Genomic DNA, 22323 nt, shown 5'->3' with positions numbered 1-22323 from the left:
AACATAAAGGTATGAAAAAAAATCGAATCGGAGCAAGATCCGGAGGAAGGATTTTTGTCCGAAAATGGATGATGATGATGAAGTTTGTATTTATTTTCCTGATTTGTAGCTTGGTACAGGTACAGGCTGCGGTGTATTCACAGCAATCAAAAGTTTCTGTGGAATTAAAAAATGTGACGCTGGAAAAAGTTTTTCAGGAGTTGGAACGGCAAACGGGTTATAGTTTTCTCTATAATCATCGGGTAATAGAAGTGCGAGGAAAGGTGAGTGTTCAAGTGGTTGATAAAGAGTTGGGAGTTGTTCTCGACGATTTATTGACCAAATTAGGATTGGGATTTACTTTTGACGATAATCTGGTGATTATAAAGGAACAACCTCGGATATGGGGGCAAGATTCCGTACGAAAAAGTTTGCGGATCGTGGGAAAAGTAGTTGACGAGAAAAAGCTACCGATGCCGGGGGTAACCGTAAAAGTTGTTGGACTCCCCGTGGGTACGGCAACGAACGAGAAAGGGCGATTTGCGATAGAATTGCCTTTGGTAAAAGGAACACTGGAATTTTCTTTTGTCGGTTTTAAAAAGAAAATAATAGAGTTTTCGGAGAAGACGGCTAAAGACACGCTTCGGATCGTTATGGAAGAAGATGTCCAAGCGTTGGACGAAACGGTTGTGGTGGCGTATGGGAATACTACTAAACGGAAAATGACGGGAGCTGTTTCTACGATTAAAGCGGATGAAATAAAGGGTATCCCGTCTGTTAGCATTGAAACTTTACTTCAAGGACGTGTGGCAGGGATGGATATTACGCGAATGTCCGGAGCTCCTGGGGGTGGAGGTACGGCGGTGACTATTCGAGGATATAACTCGTTAGATGTGGAACAAGGACGCCGTTTTTCCGATCCTTTGTGGGTAGTTGATGGAGTTCCTTTGAATTCATTTACTTCCCCAATTACAGGTACTAATTTATTATCTGATTTAAATCCAGACATGATTGAATCAATTCAAGTTTTAAAAGATGCTTCTTCTTCTGCTATTTATGGATCTCGTGCTGCAAATGGAGTAATCATTGTAACCACTAAAAAGGGAAAAAAGAATCAGCATGCTACATTAACTGTGAATGCTTCACAAACGTGGAGTGTTTTACCAAAATTACCAACGATAACGACTGGACGAGCAGAACGATTATTTAGATTGCGTTCTTTTAGAGATCGTTTCCAAGCTTATATTGAACCAAAAACCAATCGGTATAAATATCCTACCACTCTTCGTGAACAGTATGATAATTGGGGACAGGATGCAATGTTGGACGGGAATTTTATTCCTATGCCAGATAATGTAGATAATGGGAATATGTTTCAAGATAGTTTAAATGCTTTTTACAATAATTCGACTAATTATTTTCCAATTTACTACGAGAGAGGGAAAGTGACGAATGCGAATATTCAAACTTATGGAGGTTTAGAAAGAACAACTTATGGGATTGGTTTGGGGTATTACAATGAAGAGGGAATTTTTAAGGGTACAGGTTTTAATCGTGTGGATTTAAATTCTTCTATTAATGTAATTCCAGTAAAATGTTTAAATGTGGATTTACGTTTGAATGCTTCTCTTGCGAACCGTAAACGCGGAACTAAAACTGATATGTTAGGGCTTGCCCCACCAATAGAAACAGTTCCGGGAGATCCGTATAAATTGTCCTCTTTATTACCAGGAGAAAATTCTGTAGCATGGAATGCTGTGACGGATAGTTACAAGAAAACAAAGGAGAAAAACCGATCTGTTCGTTTGCGTACTAATTTTAGATTGGGATATGAACCATTTGATGGTTTGAATATAACAACTTCCTTGGCTGCAGATTATTCAATTGAGCGTCGAAATTATTTTCAACCTTCTTATTTGAGTTATTCAGGATATTCTAAAAGTGTTGGTGAGACAGGAATTAATTTAATGATGCTGAATGAAAATATTCTCTCATTTAATCGAAGTATAAAAGAGGAGCATACTATAAATTTTGTAGCAGGATTCTCATATCAGTACGATCAAGAGGAATATAATGGGGGATCGGCAGAAAATGCTCCGAGTGATAAAATATATTATGCTCCTCCTGGAATGCCTGAGATTGGTTACGAGGGGTGGGGGGATTATCAAGAACCGATAGCTTTCCAGCATTATCGTTCAGATATGCAAGAGAAATGTCTGTTATCTTATTTTGCTCGATTGGAGTACAGTTACAAGGAACGATATTTGTTGTCGGCTAGTATTCGGCGTGATGGGAGTTCTACTTTCGGAGAAAATAATCGTTGGGGAACCTTTCCTTCTGTGGCTCTTGGTTGGACATTTTCCGAAGAATCTTTTATAAAAGAGAAATTTGAATGGCTCTCTTTTGGAAAACTACGAGCGAGTTGGGGACGTTCAGGGATGCATTTTACCTCTAATTATTTAGCATTAGGCGTTATGGAAGTGGGGAAAACTTCTTATAGAGGTAATTCAACGATAGAGCCAATATGGTATGATGGTTTATATAATAATGAACTTTCATGGGAAGAAACAGATCAATATGATTTTGGGATTGATATGGATTTCTTTAACTATCGTTTGAATTTTACTTTTGATTATTATTATCGCTATACTGATGAATTATTAGCTCGCATGAATTTGCCGGGAGATCATAATGGTTATAGACAACAATGGCGTAATGCTGCAGCAATTTCTAATGAAGGAATTGAATTGATGATTAAATACGAGATTTTTCGTCAATCGGATATTTATTGGAAGATTTCTATAAATGGAGCAAGAAATTGGAATCGTTTTGAAAAATCATATAATAATAAAGATTTTAAAGGAAATATTATCGGAAAATCTTTGAATGGAGTTTACGCCCGAAAAACTAATGGTTTTATAGACACTCAAGATGACGTGAAAGTTTATTATAATAGACGAGGGGTGAGTTACTATTTACCCTATAGTGATGATAAGAGAAACATTTTTTATAAACCGGGAGATTATAATTTTATAGATGTAAATGGAGATGGACAAGCTAATTTTGATGATGAAGTTTATATTGGAAGTGCTTTGCCAAAAATCACCGGAGGTATCGTCAATGAATTTCGTTGGAAAAATTTTGATCTAAATTTATTGCTTACATATATGTTGGGACGCCATATGGTGAATTCTTTGGAAAAGAGATGTCTTTCTTCTGATTTATATTATCAAGCGTTAGTTGTTGACTTAACTAAAATTAATTTTTGGGAAAAGCCTGGAGATAAGCCTGACTATTCTAGAATTCAATATGATCAGTTTAATGGAATGTGGGATACGGTAGATCGTGACGTTGAAAAGGTGAATTATATGAAATTGAAAACATTAACATTGGGATATAGTTTTCCTAAAAAATGGAGTAGAAAAGTGGGAATGGAGGAATTAAGAATATTTGTAAGTGGCGAGAATTTAGTGACTTGGACAAATTATTCAGGGATGGATCCAGAAACAGTAAACATAACAAGTGGAGATGATTGGCAACAGGGGTATCCTCTGGCAAGAAAGTATACATTGGGTTTAACTTTAAAATTTTAGATGATGAGAAACTATTATATCTTACTTGCGTTTTGGGTTTGTGCCTTATGTGGTGCTTGTGAGGACACGTTAAGAATGATCCCAGAGAATTCGGTTACATTCTCGAACGCATTCTCGAATGAACGAGAAATTGAGAGTGGTTTACTTACGGTAGAAAAATATGCAAGGAATGATTTGGGCATGACAAATATTGCTTATCCTGCAATGTACGGTATGTATACGGATTATCTTTATCCTTCAGATAATGCTCTTTTACAGGAAAATAGTCCTGAACAGTATATGTTACAATGGCTTCATCTGTATAGAGTAATTGCGATAGCAAATGTTCCGTTACCGTATATTGATAAGATAGAGATGCCGCAAGAGCGTCGGGACTTTTACAAGGGACAAATTTATTTTACAAAGGGGTTAGTCTATTTTGAGTTAGGTCGTCGATGGGGACGGTGTCCGATTATTCGTGATAAGGTTGAGGTTAATCCTGTAAAATATTCTTCATGGATAGAGGTGATTGATTATGCAATTGATTTAACCCGAAAAGCAGTTAAGTTGTTACCCGAATATACGGATTTAAAAACATCAGATGGAAGAGCGATAACTTACAAATCAGTTCCTTGTAAAGGTGCGGCACAAGCATTATTAGCTCATTTATGTGCATGGAAAGCTGGTTGTAAATACATGGCAATTCAGGAACAAGCAACTTACGATGAGAATACCTTCTGGGCTGCAGCAGATTCTGCTTGCACAGCAGTGATTAATTCTCCGATTTATAATTTGGCGAAAAATCCCGAAGATGTGTGTACGAGTACCCTTGTGGGTGGTGATCAAGAGAGTATTTATGAGAATACTATGCGTGGGTATTGGAATGAGTTGGCGAATGAAGATTTTCCTTTAGATGATGGAATATTTTGTTTCGGACGATTTTTTCAAGCATGGCCGGTTATTCCTAATGCAGAAGAAGGAATGATTACGAGTATGCCATATCGAATATTGAATACTACTGTGCGTAAAATGTATCCGGATCGAATTGTAGGAGATAAAAAAATAACAGATTTGCGTCGTGATGCTTATTTCTATGATTTTGAACGAATGGAAAGTGAAAGTACAAATATAACGGGAGGTTATGCTTATCCTTGGAAATGGCGTTTAGCTAGAGTGGGAACTTCTGGTTGGGCTGCAGGTGAGTTTGTGAATTTTGACCAAAATCGTATATGGTTTCGATTAGCTGAAATTATCTTGTTACGTGCAGAATGTCGGGTACGATTAGGGGATGATGCTGGGGCTATTGCTGATTTGAATTGCATAAGAGAACGAGCTAATGCAGAACTTTATAATCCTTCCGAGTATGATGGTGATTTGCGTTATGCTATTTTCAAGGAGCGAGAAAAGGAATTGTTAATGGAAGGATGGCGTTGGTATGATGTGCTTCGAAATGGATATTATAAGACTGAATTGTATGGAGGGTTTCGTGAAGTGTCTATACAGGATATTATTGATGGGGTATTTTTTAACGGGGTTGATAAAACTGAATTTATAGATAATCCTTTAGCTCGTCAAAATACCTATTGGCTAAATAGAATGTAAAACTGAAAATATAGAATATGAAAGCATTACAATATATATGGATGTGTATTTGTATCTTACCTTTTTTAGCGGGTTGCGATACGAAACAAGATTGGATTGATACAGGAATCGCTTCTCCATATCATGATTGCAGCATAATGGAATATTTGCGAAGAGATAAGTATAATTGGGAGTTAACGGTGGAGATGATTGAACGAGCAGACTTGACAGATTTGTTTGAAGGTAATGATCCGGACTACAAAGAAATTACTTTTTTTGCTCCACCAAGTTATTCCGTGTTAAGATATTTGTGGGATGATAATAAGGAAGCTGTAAATGAACTTACGCCTGAATTTTGTCGTGAAATGATTTTAAATCATGTGGTAAAAGGAAAAATACTGAAATCTGATATAGCTTATCGTAATCCAGATTATTCAATTACAGATTCCAATCAGGATGGAGGAACCGACTTAATGTGTTTAGGTGGTAATCGTTTAAAAATATATGTAGACAAATCTCCTTATGCTGGGGTCCCTGATGCAGGACCAGAAACTTTGTATTTATATTCTTTTTCGGTTCGTAATCATGTACCATTGGCAACTCCAGATATACAACCGTTGAACGGGGTCGTTCACGCTTTGAATTACAATTATATATTAGGAAAAATCTAATAGGAAGAATTTATAATTTGAAACATTGAATTTAGAGTTATGAGGAATTTAATTATATTGATAGGATTTGTATTGTTTGCATGGTTGGAAGATGGATGTCAGGATATTACAGTTGGGTATCTCTTAACGGAAGGAGCGAGTTACAGTCCGGATACATTAGTAATAAAGACTAGTAATTCATTGGACGAAATAGGAGAGGATTATGCACGAATAAAATGGGGACAACCTTGGGTGAGTACGCCGATAGAAGGTGTTGAAGGAACTTCCCAAGTCATTGTGTCGATTAAAAATATCACCTCAATACAAGGCGATCCGGGCAAATTATGGGAAGTACTTTCCGTGCGGGGCAACGGAACATTCGAGGTACCGTTGCATCACGATGTTCCCGTTGGGCGATACGTGATATCCTTAAACTTTAAAAACGAAGGGTATTCCAAGGATATAAATGATTGCTTCACGATTATCGTGAAGTAACGTTGAGTGTTAAGTTTATGGTGTAAAGTTTTTTTGGGGCGGGCTGGTGTTTTGTTGTCAGTCCGTCCTTTAAATTAAAGTAGAAAAGTATGAGTTTTAATTTGAATTATCTGGCAGATTACGAGTTTGCCATTTTTGATGTTGTGGTACAATTACCCGTAAATTCGAAAGAATCGTTACGGTTTAATCAAGAGAAAAGTTGCAGAATGTATATGAGGCGTATGCTGGAACGGGAAAGTTTGCTGTTTTATAAAATAGGAGCCCGGATTGAGGAAAGTGACTGCCCGGAGGAAGCGAAAGAGGAGATTCGTAATCATTTGGAATTATTGGAGGAGTTGTTCGTGACGGATGTAAGTAAACCGAGGGAGAGAATTGTTTTCTTACGAGGGGACAAACTTACGGAATGGACGGATTTGAGTGTAGAGGAGCAATTACGGGTTTGGCGGTTTGTGATAGTCCAATATAATTCAGTACGAAGGTTGAGGGAGCATTTTGGACGGGAGAGATATCTGGTGCCGGGGTATTACCGTTGGACGGAGAGTCCGTCTTGTTTGTTGGAAATGGGGAATATTCTATGGGAAACGAAAATTGTGGTGGCGAATGGTGGTGTGAACACGAAAAAGGCCTTTCTGAATTATTTGTGTTTGTTTTATGATGTATCATTTCCCTCGAATTACAATCGGGAGTTGTATCGGATGGAGAATCGGGAGAATCCCCACAAGTTTTGGTCGGAGACTTCAGACAAGTATCTTCAGTGGATTCAACAGCGTTTTGGAGAAAGTGAGGAAGAATAGTACAAGTGTTGTGATTGAAAAAATGTTAAATGTGACTCGGAATGCTGACTAACAAGTCAGCATTTTTATTTTTTTTGTTTGTGTAAAGGTTGTTTGAAAATCTTTTTACTCTTGTATAGAATAACGTGATGTACCTATTGGAAACCGCAATGGGTAAGGGATTCATAGCCTTGTTCGTAATAAAAAAACAATCAGAAAAGGAATTGTTGAATTATTTCTATTAAAAAAATAATAATTGCCGTGGGGGAGTATGATGTTTTCGGGTTGATATGGTTGTAATATTGTATCAAACCAAAATATTGATTATCATGGGTGTATTTTCAAATGTATTTCAAGAAATCGGAGATGTAATTAACGGTTTATCGGTGTCTGCAAAAGAAAAACAACAGATTCAGGCAGATATTATAGCCTTGTTATATCGCCACGAGAGTGAATTGACACGAGGCAGGCTGGAAGTCGTCGATCGGGAGGCGCAAGGAAATTGGTTGCAAAGGTCGTGGCGTCCGATCGTGATGCTTGTGTTTACCTTGGTTATTTTATTAGGAGTTTTTAATCCTTCTCCGCTTTTGTCCGAAACATCCCGTTTTTGGGACTTACTTGAAATCGGGTTGGGAGGATACGTGATCGGAAGGAGTGGGGAGAAGATTACAGGGAATTTATTCAGGAGAAAAATAAAATGATCTGATTCATTTTAAATTTATGATTTACAATTAAATAATTATTTATGTTGAGTATTGTATCGGATGTTTTGTGCGGAGAAGAAGTAAAGTATTTTTCGTGCGGTAAGTGTAAGACCCGGATGAAAGTGGTGGACACGATTGTGTTGCACGGAACCGGGGGAGCAAGTGCGATGTCGTCTGTGGTACATTTGTGTAATCCGGGGACGAAGGTGGCGGCACATACGGTTGTTGGACGGGATGGCGATTATTATCAGATGGTACCTTACGTGATTAAGGCATGGCACGCGGGAGTGAGCATGCATCAGGGAAGAGCGAATGTAAATGACTTTTCTATCGGGGTGGAGATGGATAACGGGGGACAGTTGAAACGGAAAGGAAATCGTTTCTTCTCGTCGTTCGGGCGGGAATATATGCCTAACGAGGTGTACACGGGAATAGAGAACGGACGGGCGGTGTATTGGCATGCTTACACGGCGGAGCAAGTGGAGGCGGTTATTCGGTTATGTCGATTACTACGGGTACATTACGGGATCAAGTATCTCGTGCGTCATTCGGATATTACTTCCCGAAAAGTGGATCCGGGACCGGCGTTTCCGTTTGAAGAGGTGAAGAAAAGAGCGGGTTTTGTATATTGAAGGAGGAAGTATGGCAACTAGAAAGTCTTTATTTGATTGTTTCTCGGGAAAATTGGGAAACGTGGTGTTGTACACGAGATTCGGGAAAGGATTCGTACGAATATGTCCGACTCGGGTGAATAATCCTCGAACGGAGTTACAAATGTTTTACAGGGCACGTTTACGGAGGGTGAACACGTTTTACAGTGCGGTGCGGCAGACTCCTTTGGCTGAAATATGGAGGGCTGCTGCACGGGAGGTGAACACGGGTGCAAACGTGTTGTTCAATAAAATGAATATCCGGGCTTTTAACGGGGAGAAAGGTATTTTCTACGACAGATTGCATTTCACGACAGGAAGCTTGCCGCTGGCGGAGGAAATGAGAGTAAGGCGTTTGTCGGAACGAGAGGTGTTGTTGACATGGAAGAATATCGCTGTTTTGAATAAGGATCGGAAATGGGATCGGTTGTTGGTAATAGTTATGATGGAAAACGATTTGTTTGACGTGATATTGCCAAAGGTGCCGGGGAGTATGCGTTGGGATGAGGAAGCCGTGGTGTGTTTGCCGGAGGGGGTGAAAGAGGTAAAGTATCTGTATTGTGCTTTTGTTTCCGGTAATTGGGACAAGTGTTCGGATAATCAGTTTTTAGAGATACCCGATTCGGCAGAGAGTGTCCGATAGGGAGGTTTAATGTTTCATTTAAAAAAGTAGAATTATGGTTTTATTCAGGTCATTGTTTTTTGGAGAAGTGAGGAAGTCGATTGGTAATGTGACGACTTATTCGGGAGCAAAAGGGTATAGCGTGGGCAGAACCCGGCGCATGAAGATACGCAATCCCAAAACCCCGGGACAGTTGCGACAACGGGCAAAAATGAAGGAACTGTTGCGTCTTTCTCTTTATTTTGCTCCCGCCGCGGAACTTGGTTTTCCGGGACGTACAGCCGGAACTTCCTGTTATAACGCATTTGTGAAAGAGAACATGGGGGCGATCACTGCCACGGAGTCGGAGAGTGGGGAGGTCGTGGCTACGGTGAATTACGATCAAGTGGTTTGTGCGTCCGGTTACTTGACCTCGCTGGCGAATGTGGAGGTAACTGTGGATACGGCTGCTAAAAAAGTAAACGTGACACAGGAAGCTCAAACATATTGGTCGGCAGTGGCGAACCCGAACGATGTTTTGTACGTGGCGATGTATGAAAAAGAGAAACAGGAGATGGTTGTTACGGGCTGCCGCAACCGGAAGGAATCGGGTTCAACCAGTATCGCATTAGGAAAGAATTGGGCGGTAGAGAATCTGGTGATTTATGCTTTCATGTTGTCGAAAGACAAGCGGAAAGCATCCCGAAGTATTGTACTTCAACCGACTTCAAATGAATAAGTATGGAAGGAGTCGGTCATTTTGTCGTCGGATTGTTCTCCACGTACTGTATTAACGTTTCGTTTGTCCGCATGGGGTGTGTTTCGGTAACCGATGCAATGCTTTCACATGTGGTGAGTATTGTCGGGGGTGTGTTAAGTGCCGTGGTGGTCGCGTGGTTGAGAGAGCGGTGGGGAAGGAAGAAAAGTTTGTGACGTGATGCCACGGTACTTTAGACTACTGTTATCGTGGTGGCGAGAAGTTAAGAGGGTGTCTCAAAAAAACATGAGATGCCCTCAGCTGAATTACTACTGTCTTCGGGAAACTTCAATTCTAAACTCTAAATTCTAAATTTATTTTTATCTTTGTATGATAAACAACGGAAAAGCAGTTATGGATAATATGTCACGCAAACTTCCCATCGGGATACAGACTTTTGAAAAACTTCGAGAAGGCAACCATGTTTACGTGGATAAAACGGCCTTTATTTGGAAGATCGCTTCCACGGAAACCCCTTATTTCCTAAGTCGTCCTCGCCGTTTCGGCAAAAGCCTGTTATTGTCGACTTTTGAGGCTTATTTCGAGGGGAAGAAGGAGTTGTTCGAGGGACTTGCGATTGCCGGGTTGGAGAAGGAATGGAACGAGTACCCGGTGTTGCATCTGGATTTGAACGCGGAGAAGTATGATTCTCCCCGGAAATTGAATGATATATTGAGCAATAACTTGACGCGATGGGAGGCTGAATACGGCAAGGGAGAGGACGAACCGACTCTTTCGCTTCGTTTCTCGGGCGTGATTCGCCGGGCGAGTGAACGGGCGGGACGTGGCGTGGTGGTACTGGTGGACGAGTACGACAAGCCCCTGCTGCAAACCTTGGGTAACGACGCTTTGCTGGAAGATTACCGCCAGACGTTGAAGGCATTCTACGGGGTACTGAAGAGTTCAGACCGTTATTTGCGTTTCGTGTTCCTGACGGGCGTGACGAAGTTCGCGCAAGTGAGCGTATTCAGTGACTTGAATCAATTGAACGACATCAGTATGAAACCGCAGTACGCCACGATTTGCGGCATCACGCGGCAGGAACTGGAAGCGACGTTTGCGCCGGAGCTGGAGCGGTTGGCGGAGGCGAACAGGTTGACGCGTGAGGATGCCTTGGACAAGATGGAAGCGTTGTATGACGGTTATCATTTTTGCGAGTTCTCGGAAGGGGTGTTCAACCCTTTCAGCGTATTGAACGTGTTCGACGGTTACAAGTTCAGCAATTACTGGTTCCAGACGGGTACGCCGACCTTCCTCGTCGAGTTGCTTAAGAAAAGCGATTACGACCTGCGGGTATTGCTCGACGGTCTTGAAGCACCATCTTCCTCGTTCGCCGAGTACCGGGTGGATGCCAATAACCCGATCCCGCTGATTTACCAGAGCGGGTACTTGACGATAAAGGGTTACGACGCGGAATTCGGGAATTATCTGCTGGAGTTTCCCAATGATGAGGTGCGGTACGGGTTTATGAATTTCCTCGTTCCTTTTTACACCTCGGTTCCCGACGAGGATAAGGGATTCTATATCGGTAAGTTCGTGCAGGAGCTTCGTGTGGGAAAGGTGGATGATTTCATGTCACGTTTGCAAGCCTTCTTCGCGGATTTCCCGTATGAACTCAATACCAAGACGGAGCGACACTACCAAGTAGTGTTCTACCTCGTGTTCAAGTTAATGGGGCAGTTCACGGACGCGGAGGTGAAGAGTGCCGTGGGACGGGCGGATGCCGTGGTGAAGACGCCGAAGTACATTTACGTTTTCGAGTTCAAGTTGAACGGGACAGCCGAGGAGGCTTTACAGCAAATTGACGACAAGAAATACTTGCTCCCTTACCAAGCGGACGGGCGTGAGCTGGTAAAAGTCGGCGTGGAGTTTAGCGCCGCGGAACGGAATATCGGGAAGTGGATTTATTAATTTTAGATTTATGATTTTAGATTGAGGACAACCCCTCCGGCTCCCCCCCTTACACGGTGGAAGAGACGTGATGCAGGAGTTGTTTTTCATTGAAGAAGTACATGGATAAAGAGATGCTTTTGTGGTAATAATCATTGAAGCCAAATAAACTTTAAAATGATATGATATGACGTTAAGTATAGACCAAAGCAGTTGCATAAAATGCGGAAAGTGCGTAAAGGTTTGTCCGGCGGCGATTTTTACACAGGTAAAGGTGGGGGAAGTCGTGGGGATCGAGCACGAGGAGATGTGTATCGGGTGTGGGCATTGTGCTGCGGCGTGTCCGACGGGTGCGGTGAAGCATAGTGATTTCCCAGCGGAGAAAGTACACCCGATTGATTACACGCTGTTGCCGACCCCTGAGCAGATGATGCTTTTGTGCAAGGCACGGCGTTCGAACCGGACGATGACAAAGCAACCTGTTCCGGCGGAGATGTTGGATATGATCGTGGAGGCGGCACATCGGGCTCCCACGGCGACGAACGCGCAGAGCGTGTCGTTCACGTTGGTTACAGATCCGAAACGGGTGCGTGAAGTAAGCGAGTATACGCTTGGTATTTTTGGCGGGGTGTTGAAGAAATTGAAGAATCCGATATTGAAACCTCTGTTGAAACCTTTGTTGAAAGGGGTTTACAGGTATGTGCCTGTTTTTGAACGTTTGCTCCGGGAAGATCGAGCCGGGAATGACCCGATACTGCGTCATGCCACGGCTTTGCTTTTCATTCATACACCTGAGTCGAATCGTTTCGGGTGTGAAGATTGTAATCTGGCTTATCAGAATGCCTCGTTGATGGCGGAGAGCCTTGGCGTCAGTCAAGTGTATATGGGATTCGTGATGTCTGCCGTCAAGCAGGACAACAAGAGAGGGTTGGCGAAATCGTTGGGGATAGACGGACATATCCATGCTATCATGGCACTGGGGATGCCTGCTTTCCGTTATCCGAATTACATTGACCGTAAAGATATAAAAGTGACGAAATTGGAATAACTTGTCTTCGCCGGTTGACGTATATCGGATATGAATTAACGAAAACAATAAAGCTATGGACAAGTTCAACGAATTGATTAATGGTGACAAACCGGTATTGGTAGACTTTTTCGCTACTTGGTGCGGACCTTGCAAGATGATGCACCCGATACTTGAAGAGGTAAAGAAACGGTTGGGGGATAAGGTGGTTATTCTGAAGGTGGATGTGGATGTCCCGGCTAATCGTCAGCCGGTGTACCAATATCATATTCAGTCGGTACCGACACTCATGTTGTTTAAAGGAGGACGTATGTTGTGGAATAATAGCGGTGTGGTACAGGCCGCACAGTTACAGCAAATTATAGAACAGTATATGTGACATTTAAAATAAATTGTATGAAGTATGTGATAGTCGGTGGTGTGGCGGGAGGAGCTTCTACGGCAGCCCGTTTGCGTAGACTGGATGAAAATGCTGAAATAATCCTTTTCGAGAGAGGTGAGTATATCTCTTACGCGAATTGCGGATTACCTTATTATATTGGAGATGTGATTTATGAGCGACAAAAATTATTCGTGCAGACGCCGGAGAGTTTTGCCGCTCGTTTTAATATAGAAGCTCGGATACGTTCTGAAGTGGAGGGAATAGAACCGGGGAAAAAGGTGGTAACGGTGTGCGACTTGAATTCGGGAAAACGTTACGAGGAGTCGTATGACAAGTTGATTCTATCGCCGGGTGCGGAGCCTGTGCGTCCCCCGTTACCGGGAATCGATGGCGACGGGATATTCACCTTGCGTAATGTAAGCGATACGGATCGGGTGAAAGAGTACGTGGAGGAGCGTGACGTGAAGCGGGTAGTGATTGTTGGTGCCGGTTTTATCGGTTTGGAGATGGCGGAGAATCTGCACGAGTACGGAATTGACGTGTCGATCGTGGAAATGGCCGATCAGGTGATGACTCCCGTGGATTACGAGATGGCGGCGATTGTACACCAGCATCTTAAAGCAAAGGGCGTGGGACTTTACCTACAAGAGGCAGTGACAGCCTTTCGGCAGACAGGGGAAGGTATGGAAGTCGTGCTGCGAAGCGGGTTGATATTGCAAACAGACATGGTACTGCTCTCTATCGGGGTTCGTCCGGATGCCCGTTTGGCAAAAGCTGCCGGGTTGGAGATCGGGGAAACGGGAGGAATCAAGGTGAACGAGTATTTGCAGACTTCCGATCCGGATATTTACGCGGTGGGTGATGCCATAGAGTTTCCCAATCCCGTGAGCGGTCGTCCGGCTCTGGCATTTTTGGCGGGTCCCGCTAATAAACAGGGACGAATTTGCGCGGATAACGCGGTTTACGGTAACCGGAGAAAATATAAAGGCTCGATCAACACGGCTATCGCGAAGGTATTCGACTTGACGGTAGGGGCAGCGGGTTTGTCGGCGAAGATGCTCGAACGGTTGCAGATCCCTTACAGGGAAGCTATTATTCACGGGGCTTCGCACGCGGGGTATTACCCGGGGGCAATCATGATGGATATCAAGATTAATTTTTCCCCGACAGACGGGAAATTGCTGGGAGCGCAAGTGGTCGCCGCGGACGGGGCGGACAAGCGATTGGAAATGATGTCGGCAGTGATACGGGAAGGTGGTTCCGTGTACGATCTGATGGAGTTGGAACAGGCATACGCGCCCCCTTATTCTTCGGCAAAAGATCCGGTGAACATGGCGGGGTTCGTGGCAGATAATATATTGAGCGGAAAAGTGAAGATGATTAGCTGGCGCGAGTTTCAAGCGATGGATACCGAAAGCACGCTCTTGGTCGATGTCCGTATGCCGGGAGAATTTGCGGAAGGTAGTATAGAAGGTGCCGTGAATATTCCTTTGGACGGATCGCGTGCCGAGTATCGGAATTTACCGAAAGATAAAACGATCGTGGTCTTTTGTGCTATCGGTTTACGGGGATACATTGCCGCACGGGTATTGATGCAATTGGGATACAACGTGCTGAACTTGAACGGGGGATACCGTACTTATGCCGCGGTTACGGCAGGAAAAGGTAATCCGGTTAATCTTTTTAGCGTACCGTGTTCGGGACCTGTAAACAAAAAATGAACGACTCTCCGGGATATTGAAACAATTGAATGTCTTCATTCGCTATAAAAGGAAACTAAACTAACGAATGAAGGCATGAAGCAATTTGCATTATTAATTTTGGCGGTCATCATGGGTATGGCAATTAGTTGCTGTAGTGATGACGATGACAAGGAAACGGTTATTCCGGCAGGGAATAAAAGTATTGATTTAACCGTTACGAGTAGAGTCGGGACGGTCATCAACGATGATCTTACCAATTACGTGGAATCGTTGAATTTGTTGACTTTTCGGAAAAATCGTCAGGGTACATACGTGTTATACCAGAGTTCCGTATTGACGAAGGCAGAATTGAAAGCGCTTGAAGCCGGCGACGGAGCTGTCGCACCCGGATTCACGGCGAAGAAGAATGTGACGATAGGTAAGTTGCCCGTGGGGACTTATCAAGTGGTGGGATTGGCGAATGTTTTGAGTGAAACCGGGGAAGCGTTGCCGAACGCCTCGTTGAGCGGTGTGACGATAGGTAATACGATGGAGGAAGTGATTGCCTCCGTGTCAGACGGAACCGAGGCTCCCCGTTTTTTCTGGGGAATAACAGATCCCGTAACTTTGGGAGAGCAGATGACGGCAACGCCGACATTGACGTTGAATAGAAAAGTATCCATGTTTGTACTTACCTTGAAAGATGTACCCGAAGTCGTGTCGAAAATAACTTTGGAAACACAGAATACTTACGGGGCTTTTGATATGAGCGGACAATTTCAAGCGACTCCCGTGATCGATGTGAGCGAGAGTTCTTCTTATAATTTCTCGAGTGTTCAAGATAGCGTGATCGTGGCTTCTATCTCTCTTCCCACGGCATCTTCGGTTACCCGTTCCACGTTTTCGGTGACGTTCACTTTGGATAACGGGCAAGAGATAACGTCGACTCTCCCGCAATATACATTGCAAGAAAATACAATTCTTCGGTTGACGGCAACGGTGAACACGGAGAAACCGGGTGAGCAATGGAAGATTGATCTGACTTTTGATTTGATGGTAAACGTGGAATGGAACGTGGATCAGGAACCGTCGATTGTGATTTAGTTCATAACGTTAAAAAGAAATCGTCGGGTGACGAATGGCAATGAAAAGAATAGGGATATACGGGATTGTTATAATATTCGGGTTATTAGGTTGCGAGAAGGAATCGGATTGGGAAGGAGGAACCAGTAACACGGAAGGATTGAAGAGAGTGAGTATACAGATGGCGATAGAGGAGGGAGCGTCTTTTGAAAAGTATATTCATTCTCTTGCCGTATTCGCTTTTCAAGAGACGGACGATTCTTTTGTTTATTATAAAAAGGTGGCGGATTTGACGGCGGGGGATATCCATAACTTGGAATCGGGTATGGCATCGGTTGCAAATTCCAAAATGTTGAAAATGACTCTGCCGGCAGGACTGTATCGATTTTATTATCTGGCTAATGACCTGTCGAACGAGTATGTGGAACCACCCCGGGGAGGAAGTGTGGAGCAGGGGTATTTGCCATTTCCCCCGGTAGGGGTGGAACAGGCTTATTTCATGGGAGAAGTGGAGATGAAACCGGGTACTGACGAGAGTACACCTCTTTTTGTCGTGTTAAGTCGGGTGGTAAGCCGTTTGACCGTGGTGATAACGGGTATTCCCGACCAAGTCGATTCGGTACGCTATCGGGTGGAGGGAATAAGTTCCCGCGTGTTGTTGACAGAAGCAACAGCCGGCGATATGACTTCCTACACGGGGATATATTCGAGAGATATTCCCGCGTCTGCCGATACGGTGATTTCTCGTTTACTGTTATTTCCCGGCTCCGGTGCAAAGATCGGGTTTCAGTTTTTTGCCGGAACCGGGGTGGTTAAAGAAAAAACAATACCCGTTTCCGGTCTTGTTCCGAATAATGATGTTTTTATTTCCGGTCGCTGGGAGGAAACGGGAACTACCAGACTTTCCCGGATTTTCTCCACCCCTTTTTATAATAGTTCTCACTCAGGTGACTAACGATGACTCCTTTCGAGGTGCTGGCATGAACAAAATAGCCGTTCTTGAGGAATATACCGACGTGTGTTAATCCTCGCCTTTTCTTTTTGGAGAAGTTGAAGAACACGAGGTCACCGGATTTTACCCTTCGTTTCCCGATGCGTTGACAATCTTTGCTATACATGTTTGCGACCGTACGTTGCAATGATTTATGATAGACATTCTTGTACACCGCTCCCACGAAGCCCGAACAATCAGCTCCCGTGCGAGTGGTTCCCCCGTAACGGTAGGGGGCGCCCAGCCAAAGACTTACTTCTTCAAACAGGGGCAGGTTGTCCCGTTTGCTCACGGTGAAGCCCAATTTTCGTGATAATTGCTCTGTTTTACTTTTTTGGACGGCGAGTTGCCGCGATGAACTACAAGAGGATAGTGCCAATGCCAAAAAAAGGATGCTCCAATATAGAATCTTTTTCATCTGATTTACAACGTTTATATGCTTATTTGCCCTGCTTATTTGACAAAGATAATTAAATAGTCCGAGGTTTTTGTTATTTTCGCGTGGGTAGAGTTGTTAAAAATAGTCCTATTCATTTGAAACTTGTTATAGGCAATTAACGTTGAATCCGAGTAGTAAGATGAATTATTTGGCACATATATTTCTTTCAGGAGATAACCGGAAGATACAAATTGGAAATTTTGTCGGGGATGCGGTGAAAGGGCATGCCTATAAAAAGTTTTCCCCCGATTTCCGGAAAGGAATATTGTTGCACAGGGCGATAGATGATTACACGGATCATCACCCGTTAGTGCGTGAAGCTATCGAACTGTCAAGAGGAGAATTCGGCAGGTACGCCGGGGTGATGACAGACATTTTTTTCGATTATTTCCTCGCAACGGGTTTCAGACGCTATACGGGAAAATCCTTGCGACGGTTTGCTTTCGGGTTTTATGCTTCGTTGATTGTGAATTACCGTTATTTACCGGAGCGTTTTAAAGGATTCCTGTGGCATTTTATTCTCACCAATCGTTTGGTGAAGTATGCTTCGTTAGCGGGAATCCGGCGTTCTCTGGAGATTATGGTCGAGTATAAAAATCTGGGAGTAGACCCGGATAAAGCCATTGGATTTCTCGCGGCGAACCGGGTACAGTTGCAGGGTATATTCGAACGATTTTTTCCTGATGTACAGGAAATGAGTCGAGTGAAGTTGAATGAAAATATGATTATTAACTAGATAAATAAAAAAAGAGTATGGAAGAATTATTTACAAATCCGTCTAATGTTTCTATGGATGCGTTTTTGAGCAGGATGGTAGATTTGGGGATTACCGTCGGCTCTAAAATTTTATTTGCTGTTATTGTTCTGATCGTGGGGCGTTGGCTCGTGCGGCGATTGAACAAGTTGGTGAACAAGATTCTGACCAAACGGGAAGTGGATGCTTCGTTGACTACCTTTGTAAGGAGTTTGGTGAGTATCACGTTGAACTTGTTATTGGTTATCGTGATTATTGGAATACTTGGAATTGAAACCAGTTCGTTTATCGCCCTCTTCGCTTCTGCCGGTGTTGCTGTCGGTATGGCGTTGAGCGGTACACTTCAGAACTTTGCCGGGGGAGTGATGATTTTGTTGTTTAAACCTTTCAAGGTTGGCGATTTCATTGAAGCACAGGGACAAAGCGGTACGGTGAGAGAGATACAGATTTTTAATACGATACTTACCACGGCTGATAATAAGGTGATCATTATCCCGAATGGAGGTTTGTCAACCGGCTTGATGAAGAATTACTCCAAGGAACCGACTCGTCGGGTGGATTGGGAGTTCGGTATCGCTTACGGGGATGATTACACGAAAGCGAGAGAAGTATTAGCTCGTTTATTAGATGCTGATTCCCGAGTGTTGAAAGAGCCGCCTTATTTTATAGCCTTGACTTCATTAGGCGCGAGTTCCGTGAATATCGTGGTTCGTGCTTGGGTAAATTCCGCCGACTACTGGGGTGTTTATTTCGATATGAACGAAAAAGTGTACAAGACATTTGCACAGGAGAATCTGAATATTCCTTTCCCGCAAATGGATATACATTTGCATCAATAGGTTTAATAAGGTTTGTAAAGTTCATAAGGTAAGATTCTGTTTAAAGGATTACCTTATGAACTTTTTTATTATCTTTCACCCTCGAAATCTTGGAAGTCTTCCGGAATTTTATAAACCTTATAACTTTATACACTTTATGAACTCATTAGTTTGGTTGGATTTGAATTCATCATACGCTCATTCTTCTTTGGCTCTTCCGGCGATTCATGCGCAAGTGAAAGGAGATGAAGGAGATGTCACGTGGAGTAAGGTTTCGGCGACGATTAATTCAAACGTGGGGAGTGTGGTCGCGGAGATCGTGGAGAAGAAACCGGATATATTGGCTGCCACGGCATGGTTGTTTACTCATGAGGTGTTATTGAAGATAACTTCGCGGGTGAAAGCTCTGCTGCCGGAATGTACGATTATATTCGGCGGGCCGGAGATGTTGGGTGATAACGGGGAGTATTTACGAAGATACCGTTTCGTGAGTTGCGTGTTCCGCGGGGAAGGGGAGATCGGTTTTCACGAGTGGTTGAGGGTATATGATCGTTCGGAGGATTGGTATTCGGTGACGGGACTTTGCTGGTTGGATGCCGAAGGAGTGTATCATGACGGCGGATTAGCGAGGGTGATGGAGTTTGAGCAGTTACAAGTACCGGAAACCAGTCGGTTCTTTGATTGGTCAAAGCCTTTCGTGCAGTTGGAAACGACACGGGGGTGCTTTAATACTTGCGCGTTTTGCGTGAGTGGTGCGGAGAAACCTGTGCGGGTGCTTTCCGTGGAGCGAATACGGGAGAGATTAACTGTTATCCGGGAGCATGGCATCCGGGATATACGTTTGCTCGACCGCACGTTTAACGGGAGCTCGGAACGGGCTATTCGTTTATTGCAACTGTTCCGGGAGTTTGCCCCCGCGATGCATTTTCATCTGGAGATACACCCCGCTTTGCTTTCCGATGAGGTGAAGGTGTTGTTGCGGGAGTTACCGACGGGTTTATTGCATTTGGAAGCGGGGATACAAAGTCTGCGGGAAGAAGTACTGCAAGCCTGCCGTCGAATCGGTAATTTGCAGGCGGCTTTGGATGGTTTGCGTTATTTGGCGGGATTGCCTAATCTTGTCGTGCATGCCGACTTGATAGCGGGATTGCCTTTATATACCTTGGAACAGATGGTTGCTGACGTTCGGGTGCTGGCTTCATTCGGCACAGGTGAAATTCAATTGGAGTTGTTGAAATTGTTACCCGGCACGGTGATGCGGGAGGAGGCAGAGAGCTTGGGAATAATATATTCTCCGGATGTACCTTACGAGGTGTTGTGTACCCGGGAGATGAGCGTGGAGGATTTACGGCAAGCCCGGTTATTGTCCCGCTTGATAGACGGATTTTATAACGCCGCGGCATGGCAGGAAGTGGTGCGCCGCTTGATAGTTCATGATGAACATTTCTTGCCGGATTTCTTGTCGTGGTTGGAGAGGTTGGAACTACTGGAACAACCGTTGAGTCTGGAAAAACGGGGAGTCCTGTTATATGAATTTTGTGAAGATCGTTATCCGGCATTTTTAACGGATATTTCCGTGGCGTGGATCGTGGCGGGTATTCCTTTTGCCAAAGAACCGGGCAAACGGTTGAAACCTTGGAATAGTGAAATTCCGGGAGGCATCACGGTTGTAACGGGTGAATACACGGAAGTGATGAGGGTATATTATTTCATGGATGGGGTAAAGGAGTACTGGTTCGGTTTTGACCGGGGAAAGTCAGCATCGAAGCCTCTCTTTGTCGCTTGTCGGGGAATAGATTGAATTACAAGGTGATCCAGTTGCTTATGATTTCCTTTCCATGAGAAGTGATGATGGATTCCGGGTGATATTGGACTCCGTGGAGCGGGAGGCTTTCGTGATAAAAAGACATGATATTGCCCTCTTCGTCAACGGCGCTTATTTTCAAGCATGGAGGAAGCGTTTGCGGGTCAACAATCCAAGAGTGGTAACGTCCTACCTGCACGGGGGTGGTGATTTCATGATAAAGCGTGTCCGCGGAGTCGGTAATAAAAAGAGGACTCGCGTGCCCGTGTTTGGGATGATCCAATTGTTGTAAGCGAGCCCCGAAACGTTCGGCTATTGCCTGATGTCCAAGACATACGCCAAGTATGGAGTGTGTATGTTTGCACCGGTCTATGAGAGGGAGCAGGTTGCCTGCTTCTGTCGGGATGCCGGGACCGGGCGAGAGCAGAAGTTTGTCGTAGCGGTCAAGAGCGGAAAAGTCTATGTTATCATTGTAGACAATATCGAATTGGCAATTTTCACATTCCCGTAAAATCTGAACGAGATTGTAGACAAAAGAATCGTGATTGTCAATGACTAGAATGCGTTTCATGAAGGCAATTTGTTTTTTTACTTTGCAAACTTTATAAACTCTTTCGGTTGCAAAAGTAGGAATTCGGAGCTAAATAAACTACCTTTGACCTGACAGTTTTTCGGGAGAAGCGCGTGATTCCCGGGGTTGCAATGAATTTGCAACTTGTAGTCTGTTGGTTATAAGTGTATGTTATGGCAAAAAGAAAAAATTGGTTCTCCCTGTTCTTCACGAATTATTTAGGAGTATTGAATGATAATTTCCTGAAGACATTAGCGTGCTTTATTTGTATCGCTTGGGTGGGTAAAGAGAACGAGTCAATGGTCGTCACGTTGGCATCGGCTGCATTGGTAATTCCCTATTTATTGTTTTCCCCGTTGGCGGGACGTTTGGCGAAGATATACAAGAAACGGAAAATCGTGGTATGGGCAAAGTTCGCGGAGATGTTGATCATGCTCGTGGCCGCGGCAGGGTTTCTGGCGCACTCGACATCGCTCGTGTTGGGTTCTATCCTTCTCATGGGATTGCAAAGTGCTTTATTTTCGCCCTCTAAATACGGATTGATACGGGATATCGGGGGTGAAGAGGGTATTTCTTTCGGTTCGGGTGCAATGGAAATGTTTGCTTTCGTGGGGATTCTGACCGGAACGCTGATGGCTGCTTTCCTATCGGAAAGCGCGGGTATTCCGGTGTTGTGTGCGATCCTTTTCGGGGTGGCGTTATTCGGTTGGTTGTCGAGTCTGACGATTCGTGCGAACGAGAGCGAACCGTTGAAAGAGAGTCACGAGACGTTGAATCCCTTGAAGTTCGTGAAAGATATGTTCTCGCGTGCGAAAGCTTTTAAAGGATTGAACCTTATCGTGGTAGGACTTGCCACATTTTGGTTTATCGGTTCCATGATACAGATGGTGCTTATCGTGTATTGCCGTTCCGATTTAGGGATGAGTGATTCGGAAACGGGTATCGTGATGTCGTTGGCGGCTATCGGTATCGGGGCGGGATGTTATCTGGCGGGAGTGTTATCCCGTCATGATGTCGAATTAGGGTTGGTGCCGTGCGGGGGGATTACCACGGGACTGATGTTGTTGGCAATTTTTATTTTTGACGCGGGGGGGGGGGCTTTGCCGTACTGGTATTCTTA

At 43.9% G+C, this 22323-nt stretch carries 21 protein-coding genes and 1 pseudogene; 20 read left to right on the top strand and 2 right to left on the bottom strand.

The window, feature by feature from the left end; all coding sequences use genetic code 11:
- The first annotated feature begins 11 nt into the window (after positions 1–11).
- The 16 genes and pseudogenes from Q5866_RS18565 (at position 12) to Q5866_RS18490 (ending at position 16781) form a co-directional block, all read left to right on the top strand.
- Entirely contained in the window at positions 12–3572 is a 3561-nt protein-coding gene (locus Q5866_RS18565) for a TonB-dependent receptor (protein ID WP_303181776.1), read from the top strand.
- Complete coding sequence (locus tag Q5866_RS18560; RefSeq protein WP_303181774.1) at positions 3573–5153, top strand: RagB/SusD family nutrient uptake outer membrane protein; 1581 nt, start codon at positions 3573–3575, stop codon at positions 5151–5153.
- Positions 5154–5170: 17 nt separating this feature from the next.
- Positions 5171–5803, top strand: a complete 633-nt coding sequence (locus Q5866_RS18555) for a fasciclin domain-containing protein (protein ID WP_186975165.1) — start codon at positions 5171–5173, stop codon at positions 5801–5803.
- Positions 5804–5842: 39 nt separating this feature from the next.
- Complete coding sequence (locus tag Q5866_RS18550; protein ID WP_186975166.1) at positions 5843–6277, top strand: hypothetical protein; 435 nt, start codon at positions 5843–5845, stop codon at positions 6275–6277.
- 89 nt (positions 6278–6366) lie between these two features.
- Entirely contained in the window at positions 6367–7071 is a 705-nt protein-coding gene (locus Q5866_RS18545) for a hypothetical protein (protein ID WP_303181772.1), read from the top strand.
- Positions 7072–7379: 308 nt separating this feature from the next.
- Positions 7380–7751: a 3TM-type holin gene (locus Q5866_RS18540; protein WP_099292138.1), complete on the top strand. Its 372-nt coding sequence runs from the start codon at positions 7380–7382 to the stop codon at positions 7749–7751.
- A 44-nt stretch (positions 7752–7795) separates the two neighbouring features.
- Positions 7796–8386, top strand: coding sequence for an N-acetylmuramoyl-L-alanine amidase (locus Q5866_RS18535; protein WP_303181770.1), 591 nt, complete (start codon positions 7796–7798; stop codon positions 8384–8386).
- Positions 8387–8396: 10 nt separating this feature from the next.
- Positions 8397–9047 carry a DUF6266 family protein gene (locus Q5866_RS18530; RefSeq protein WP_303181768.1) on the top strand — a complete coding sequence of 217 codons (651 nt, stop codon included), beginning with the start codon at positions 8397–8399 and terminating at the stop codon, positions 9045–9047.
- A 34-nt stretch (positions 9048–9081) separates the two neighbouring features.
- The gene (locus tag Q5866_RS18525; RefSeq protein WP_099292140.1) at positions 9082–9744 is read left to right on the top strand and encodes a DUF6266 family protein; all 663 of its coding nucleotides are present in this window, start codon (positions 9082–9084) and stop codon (positions 9742–9744) included.
- Positions 9745–9746: 2 nt separating this feature from the next.
- Positions 9747–9938 (top strand): hypothetical protein, encoded by a 192-nt coding sequence (locus Q5866_RS18520; RefSeq protein WP_186975170.1) that lies wholly within the window; start codon positions 9747–9749, stop codon positions 9936–9938.
- 178 nt (positions 9939–10116) lie between these two features.
- Positions 10117–11673: an ATP-binding protein gene (locus Q5866_RS18515; RefSeq protein WP_099294495.1), complete on the top strand. Its 1557-nt coding sequence runs from the start codon at positions 10117–10119 to the stop codon at positions 11671–11673.
- Between the two features lie 166 nt (positions 11674–11839).
- Positions 11840–12700 (top strand): nitroreductase family protein, encoded by an 861-nt coding sequence (locus tag Q5866_RS18510; RefSeq protein WP_186975171.1) that lies wholly within the window; start codon positions 11840–11842, stop codon positions 12698–12700.
- A gap of 55 nt (positions 12701–12755) precedes the next feature.
- On the top strand, positions 12756–13058 hold the full coding sequence (trxA, locus tag Q5866_RS18505) for a thioredoxin (protein WP_099292143.1): 303 nt from the start codon (positions 12756–12758) through the stop codon (positions 13056–13058).
- Between the two features lie 17 nt (positions 13059–13075).
- Positions 13076–14719: pseudogene (locus Q5866_RS18500) on the top strand (FAD-dependent oxidoreductase); the annotation flags it as partial.
- A gap of 138 nt (positions 14720–14857) precedes the next feature.
- Positions 14858–15847, top strand: a complete 990-nt coding sequence (locus tag Q5866_RS18495; protein WP_099292145.1) for a FimB/Mfa2 family fimbrial subunit — start codon at positions 14858–14860, stop codon at positions 15845–15847.
- 34 nt (positions 15848–15881) lie between these two features.
- The gene (locus Q5866_RS18490; protein WP_303181765.1) at positions 15882–16781 is read left to right on the top strand and encodes a FimB/Mfa2 family fimbrial subunit; all 900 of its coding nucleotides are present in this window, start codon (positions 15882–15884) and stop codon (positions 16779–16781) included.
- On the opposite strand, the gene Q5866_RS18485 is transcribed toward Q5866_RS18490, so the two are convergent.
- A complete protein-coding gene (locus Q5866_RS18485) occupies positions 16720–17235 on the bottom strand; it encodes a C40 family peptidase (protein ID WP_255302009.1) in 516 nt (171 codons plus the stop codon). The two genes, Q5866_RS18490 and Q5866_RS18485, sit on opposite strands and share 62 nt — an antisense overlap.
- Before the next feature lie 160 nt (positions 17236–17395).
- Between Q5866_RS18485 and Q5866_RS18480 the strand changes: the two genes are divergently transcribed.
- The 3 genes from Q5866_RS18480 to Q5866_RS18470 all read left to right on the top strand — a co-directional run bounded on the left by Q5866_RS18480 (position 17396) and on the right by Q5866_RS18470 (position 20629).
- Entirely contained in the window at positions 17396–17992 is a 597-nt protein-coding gene (locus Q5866_RS18480; RefSeq protein ID WP_303181763.1) for an ACP phosphodiesterase, read from the top strand.
- A 17-nt stretch (positions 17993–18009) separates the two neighbouring features.
- Positions 18010–18849 carry a mechanosensitive ion channel family protein gene (locus Q5866_RS18475; protein WP_227217839.1) on the top strand — a complete coding sequence of 280 codons (840 nt, stop codon included), beginning with the start codon at positions 18010–18012 and terminating at the stop codon, positions 18847–18849.
- A 136-nt stretch (positions 18850–18985) separates the two neighbouring features.
- Positions 18986–20629, top strand: coding sequence for a B12-binding domain-containing radical SAM protein (locus Q5866_RS18470; protein WP_303181762.1), 1644 nt, complete (start codon positions 18986–18988; stop codon positions 20627–20629).
- 1 nt (position 20630) lies between these two features.
- Here Q5866_RS18470 and Q5866_RS18465 read toward each other — a convergent pair whose 3' ends face one another.
- Complete coding sequence (locus Q5866_RS18465) at positions 20631–21203, bottom strand: aminodeoxychorismate/anthranilate synthase component II (RefSeq protein WP_303181761.1); 573 nt, start codon at positions 21201–21203, stop codon at positions 20631–20633.
- Positions 21204–21376: 173 nt separating this feature from the next.
- On the opposite strand from Q5866_RS18465, the gene Q5866_RS18460 reads away from it, so the two are divergent.
- A partial coding sequence (locus Q5866_RS18460) for an MFS transporter (RefSeq protein ID WP_303181760.1) occupies positions 21377–22323 on the top strand: 947 nt, incomplete at its 3' end.

It is taken from the genome of uncultured Butyricimonas sp., from assembly GCF_959596855.1.
Classification (GTDB): domain Bacteria; phylum Bacteroidota; class Bacteroidia; order Bacteroidales; family Marinifilaceae; genus Butyricimonas; species Butyricimonas muris.
The sequence above is the reverse complement of the archived record's forward strand: the minus strand, read 5'-3'. Positions and strand labels throughout refer to the sequence as shown.

What these genes read in the sequence shown, in the direction of transcription:
- Q5866_RS18565 (WP_303181776.1), top strand. Translation starts at nt 12, where the DNA reads ATGAAAAAAAATCGAATCGGAGCAAGATCCGGAGGAAGGATTTTTGTC.
- Q5866_RS18510 (WP_186975171.1), top strand. Translation starts at nt 11,840, where the DNA reads ATGACGTTAAGTATAGACCAAAGCAGTTGCATAAAATGCGGAAAGTGC.
- Q5866_RS18530 (WP_303181768.1), top strand. Translation starts at nt 8,397, where the DNA reads ATGGCAACTAGAAAGTCTTTATTTGATTGTTTCTCGGGAAAATTGGGA.
- Q5866_RS18480 (WP_303181763.1), top strand. Translation starts at nt 17,396, where the DNA reads ATGAATTATTTGGCACATATATTTCTTTCAGGAGATAACCGGAAGATA.
- Q5866_RS18515 (WP_099294495.1), top strand. Translation starts at nt 10,117, where the DNA reads ATGGATAATATGTCACGCAAACTTCCCATCGGGATACAGACTTTTGAA.
- Q5866_RS18475 (WP_227217839.1), top strand. Translation starts at nt 18,010, where the DNA reads ATGGAAGAATTATTTACAAATCCGTCTAATGTTTCTATGGATGCGTTT.
- Q5866_RS18485 (WP_255302009.1), bottom strand. Translation starts at nt 17,235, where the DNA reads ATGAAAAAGATTCTATATTGGAGCATCCTTTTTTTGGCATTGGCACTA.
- trxA (WP_099292143.1), top strand. Translation starts at nt 12,756, where the DNA reads ATGGACAAGTTCAACGAATTGATTAATGGTGACAAACCGGTATTGGTA.
- Q5866_RS18555 (WP_186975165.1), top strand. Translation starts at nt 5,171, where the DNA reads ATGAAAGCATTACAATATATATGGATGTGTATTTGTATCTTACCTTTT.
- Q5866_RS18540 (WP_099292138.1), top strand. Translation starts at nt 7,380, where the DNA reads ATGGGTGTATTTTCAAATGTATTTCAAGAAATCGGAGATGTAATTAAC.
- Q5866_RS18525 (WP_099292140.1), top strand. Translation starts at nt 9,082, where the DNA reads ATGGTTTTATTCAGGTCATTGTTTTTTGGAGAAGTGAGGAAGTCGATT.
- Q5866_RS18535 (WP_303181770.1), top strand. Translation starts at nt 7,796, where the DNA reads ATGTTGAGTATTGTATCGGATGTTTTGTGCGGAGAAGAAGTAAAGTAT.
- Q5866_RS18470 (WP_303181762.1), top strand. Translation starts at nt 18,986, where the DNA reads ATGAACTCATTAGTTTGGTTGGATTTGAATTCATCATACGCTCATTCT.
- Q5866_RS18490 (WP_303181765.1), top strand. Translation starts at nt 15,882, where the DNA reads ATGGCAATGAAAAGAATAGGGATATACGGGATTGTTATAATATTCGGG.
- Q5866_RS18550 (WP_186975166.1), top strand. Translation starts at nt 5,843, where the DNA reads ATGAGGAATTTAATTATATTGATAGGATTTGTATTGTTTGCATGGTTG.
- Q5866_RS18560 (WP_303181774.1), top strand. Translation starts at nt 3,573, where the DNA reads ATGATGAGAAACTATTATATCTTACTTGCGTTTTGGGTTTGTGCCTTA.
- Q5866_RS18520 (WP_186975170.1), top strand. Translation starts at nt 9,747, where the DNA reads ATGGAAGGAGTCGGTCATTTTGTCGTCGGATTGTTCTCCACGTACTGT.
- Q5866_RS18495 (WP_099292145.1), top strand. Translation starts at nt 14,858, where the DNA reads ATGAAGCAATTTGCATTATTAATTTTGGCGGTCATCATGGGTATGGCA.
- Q5866_RS18545 (WP_303181772.1), top strand. Translation starts at nt 6,367, where the DNA reads ATGAGTTTTAATTTGAATTATCTGGCAGATTACGAGTTTGCCATTTTT.
- Q5866_RS18465 (WP_303181761.1), bottom strand. Translation starts at nt 21,203, where the DNA reads ATGAAACGCATTCTAGTCATTGACAATCACGATTCTTTTGTCTACAAT.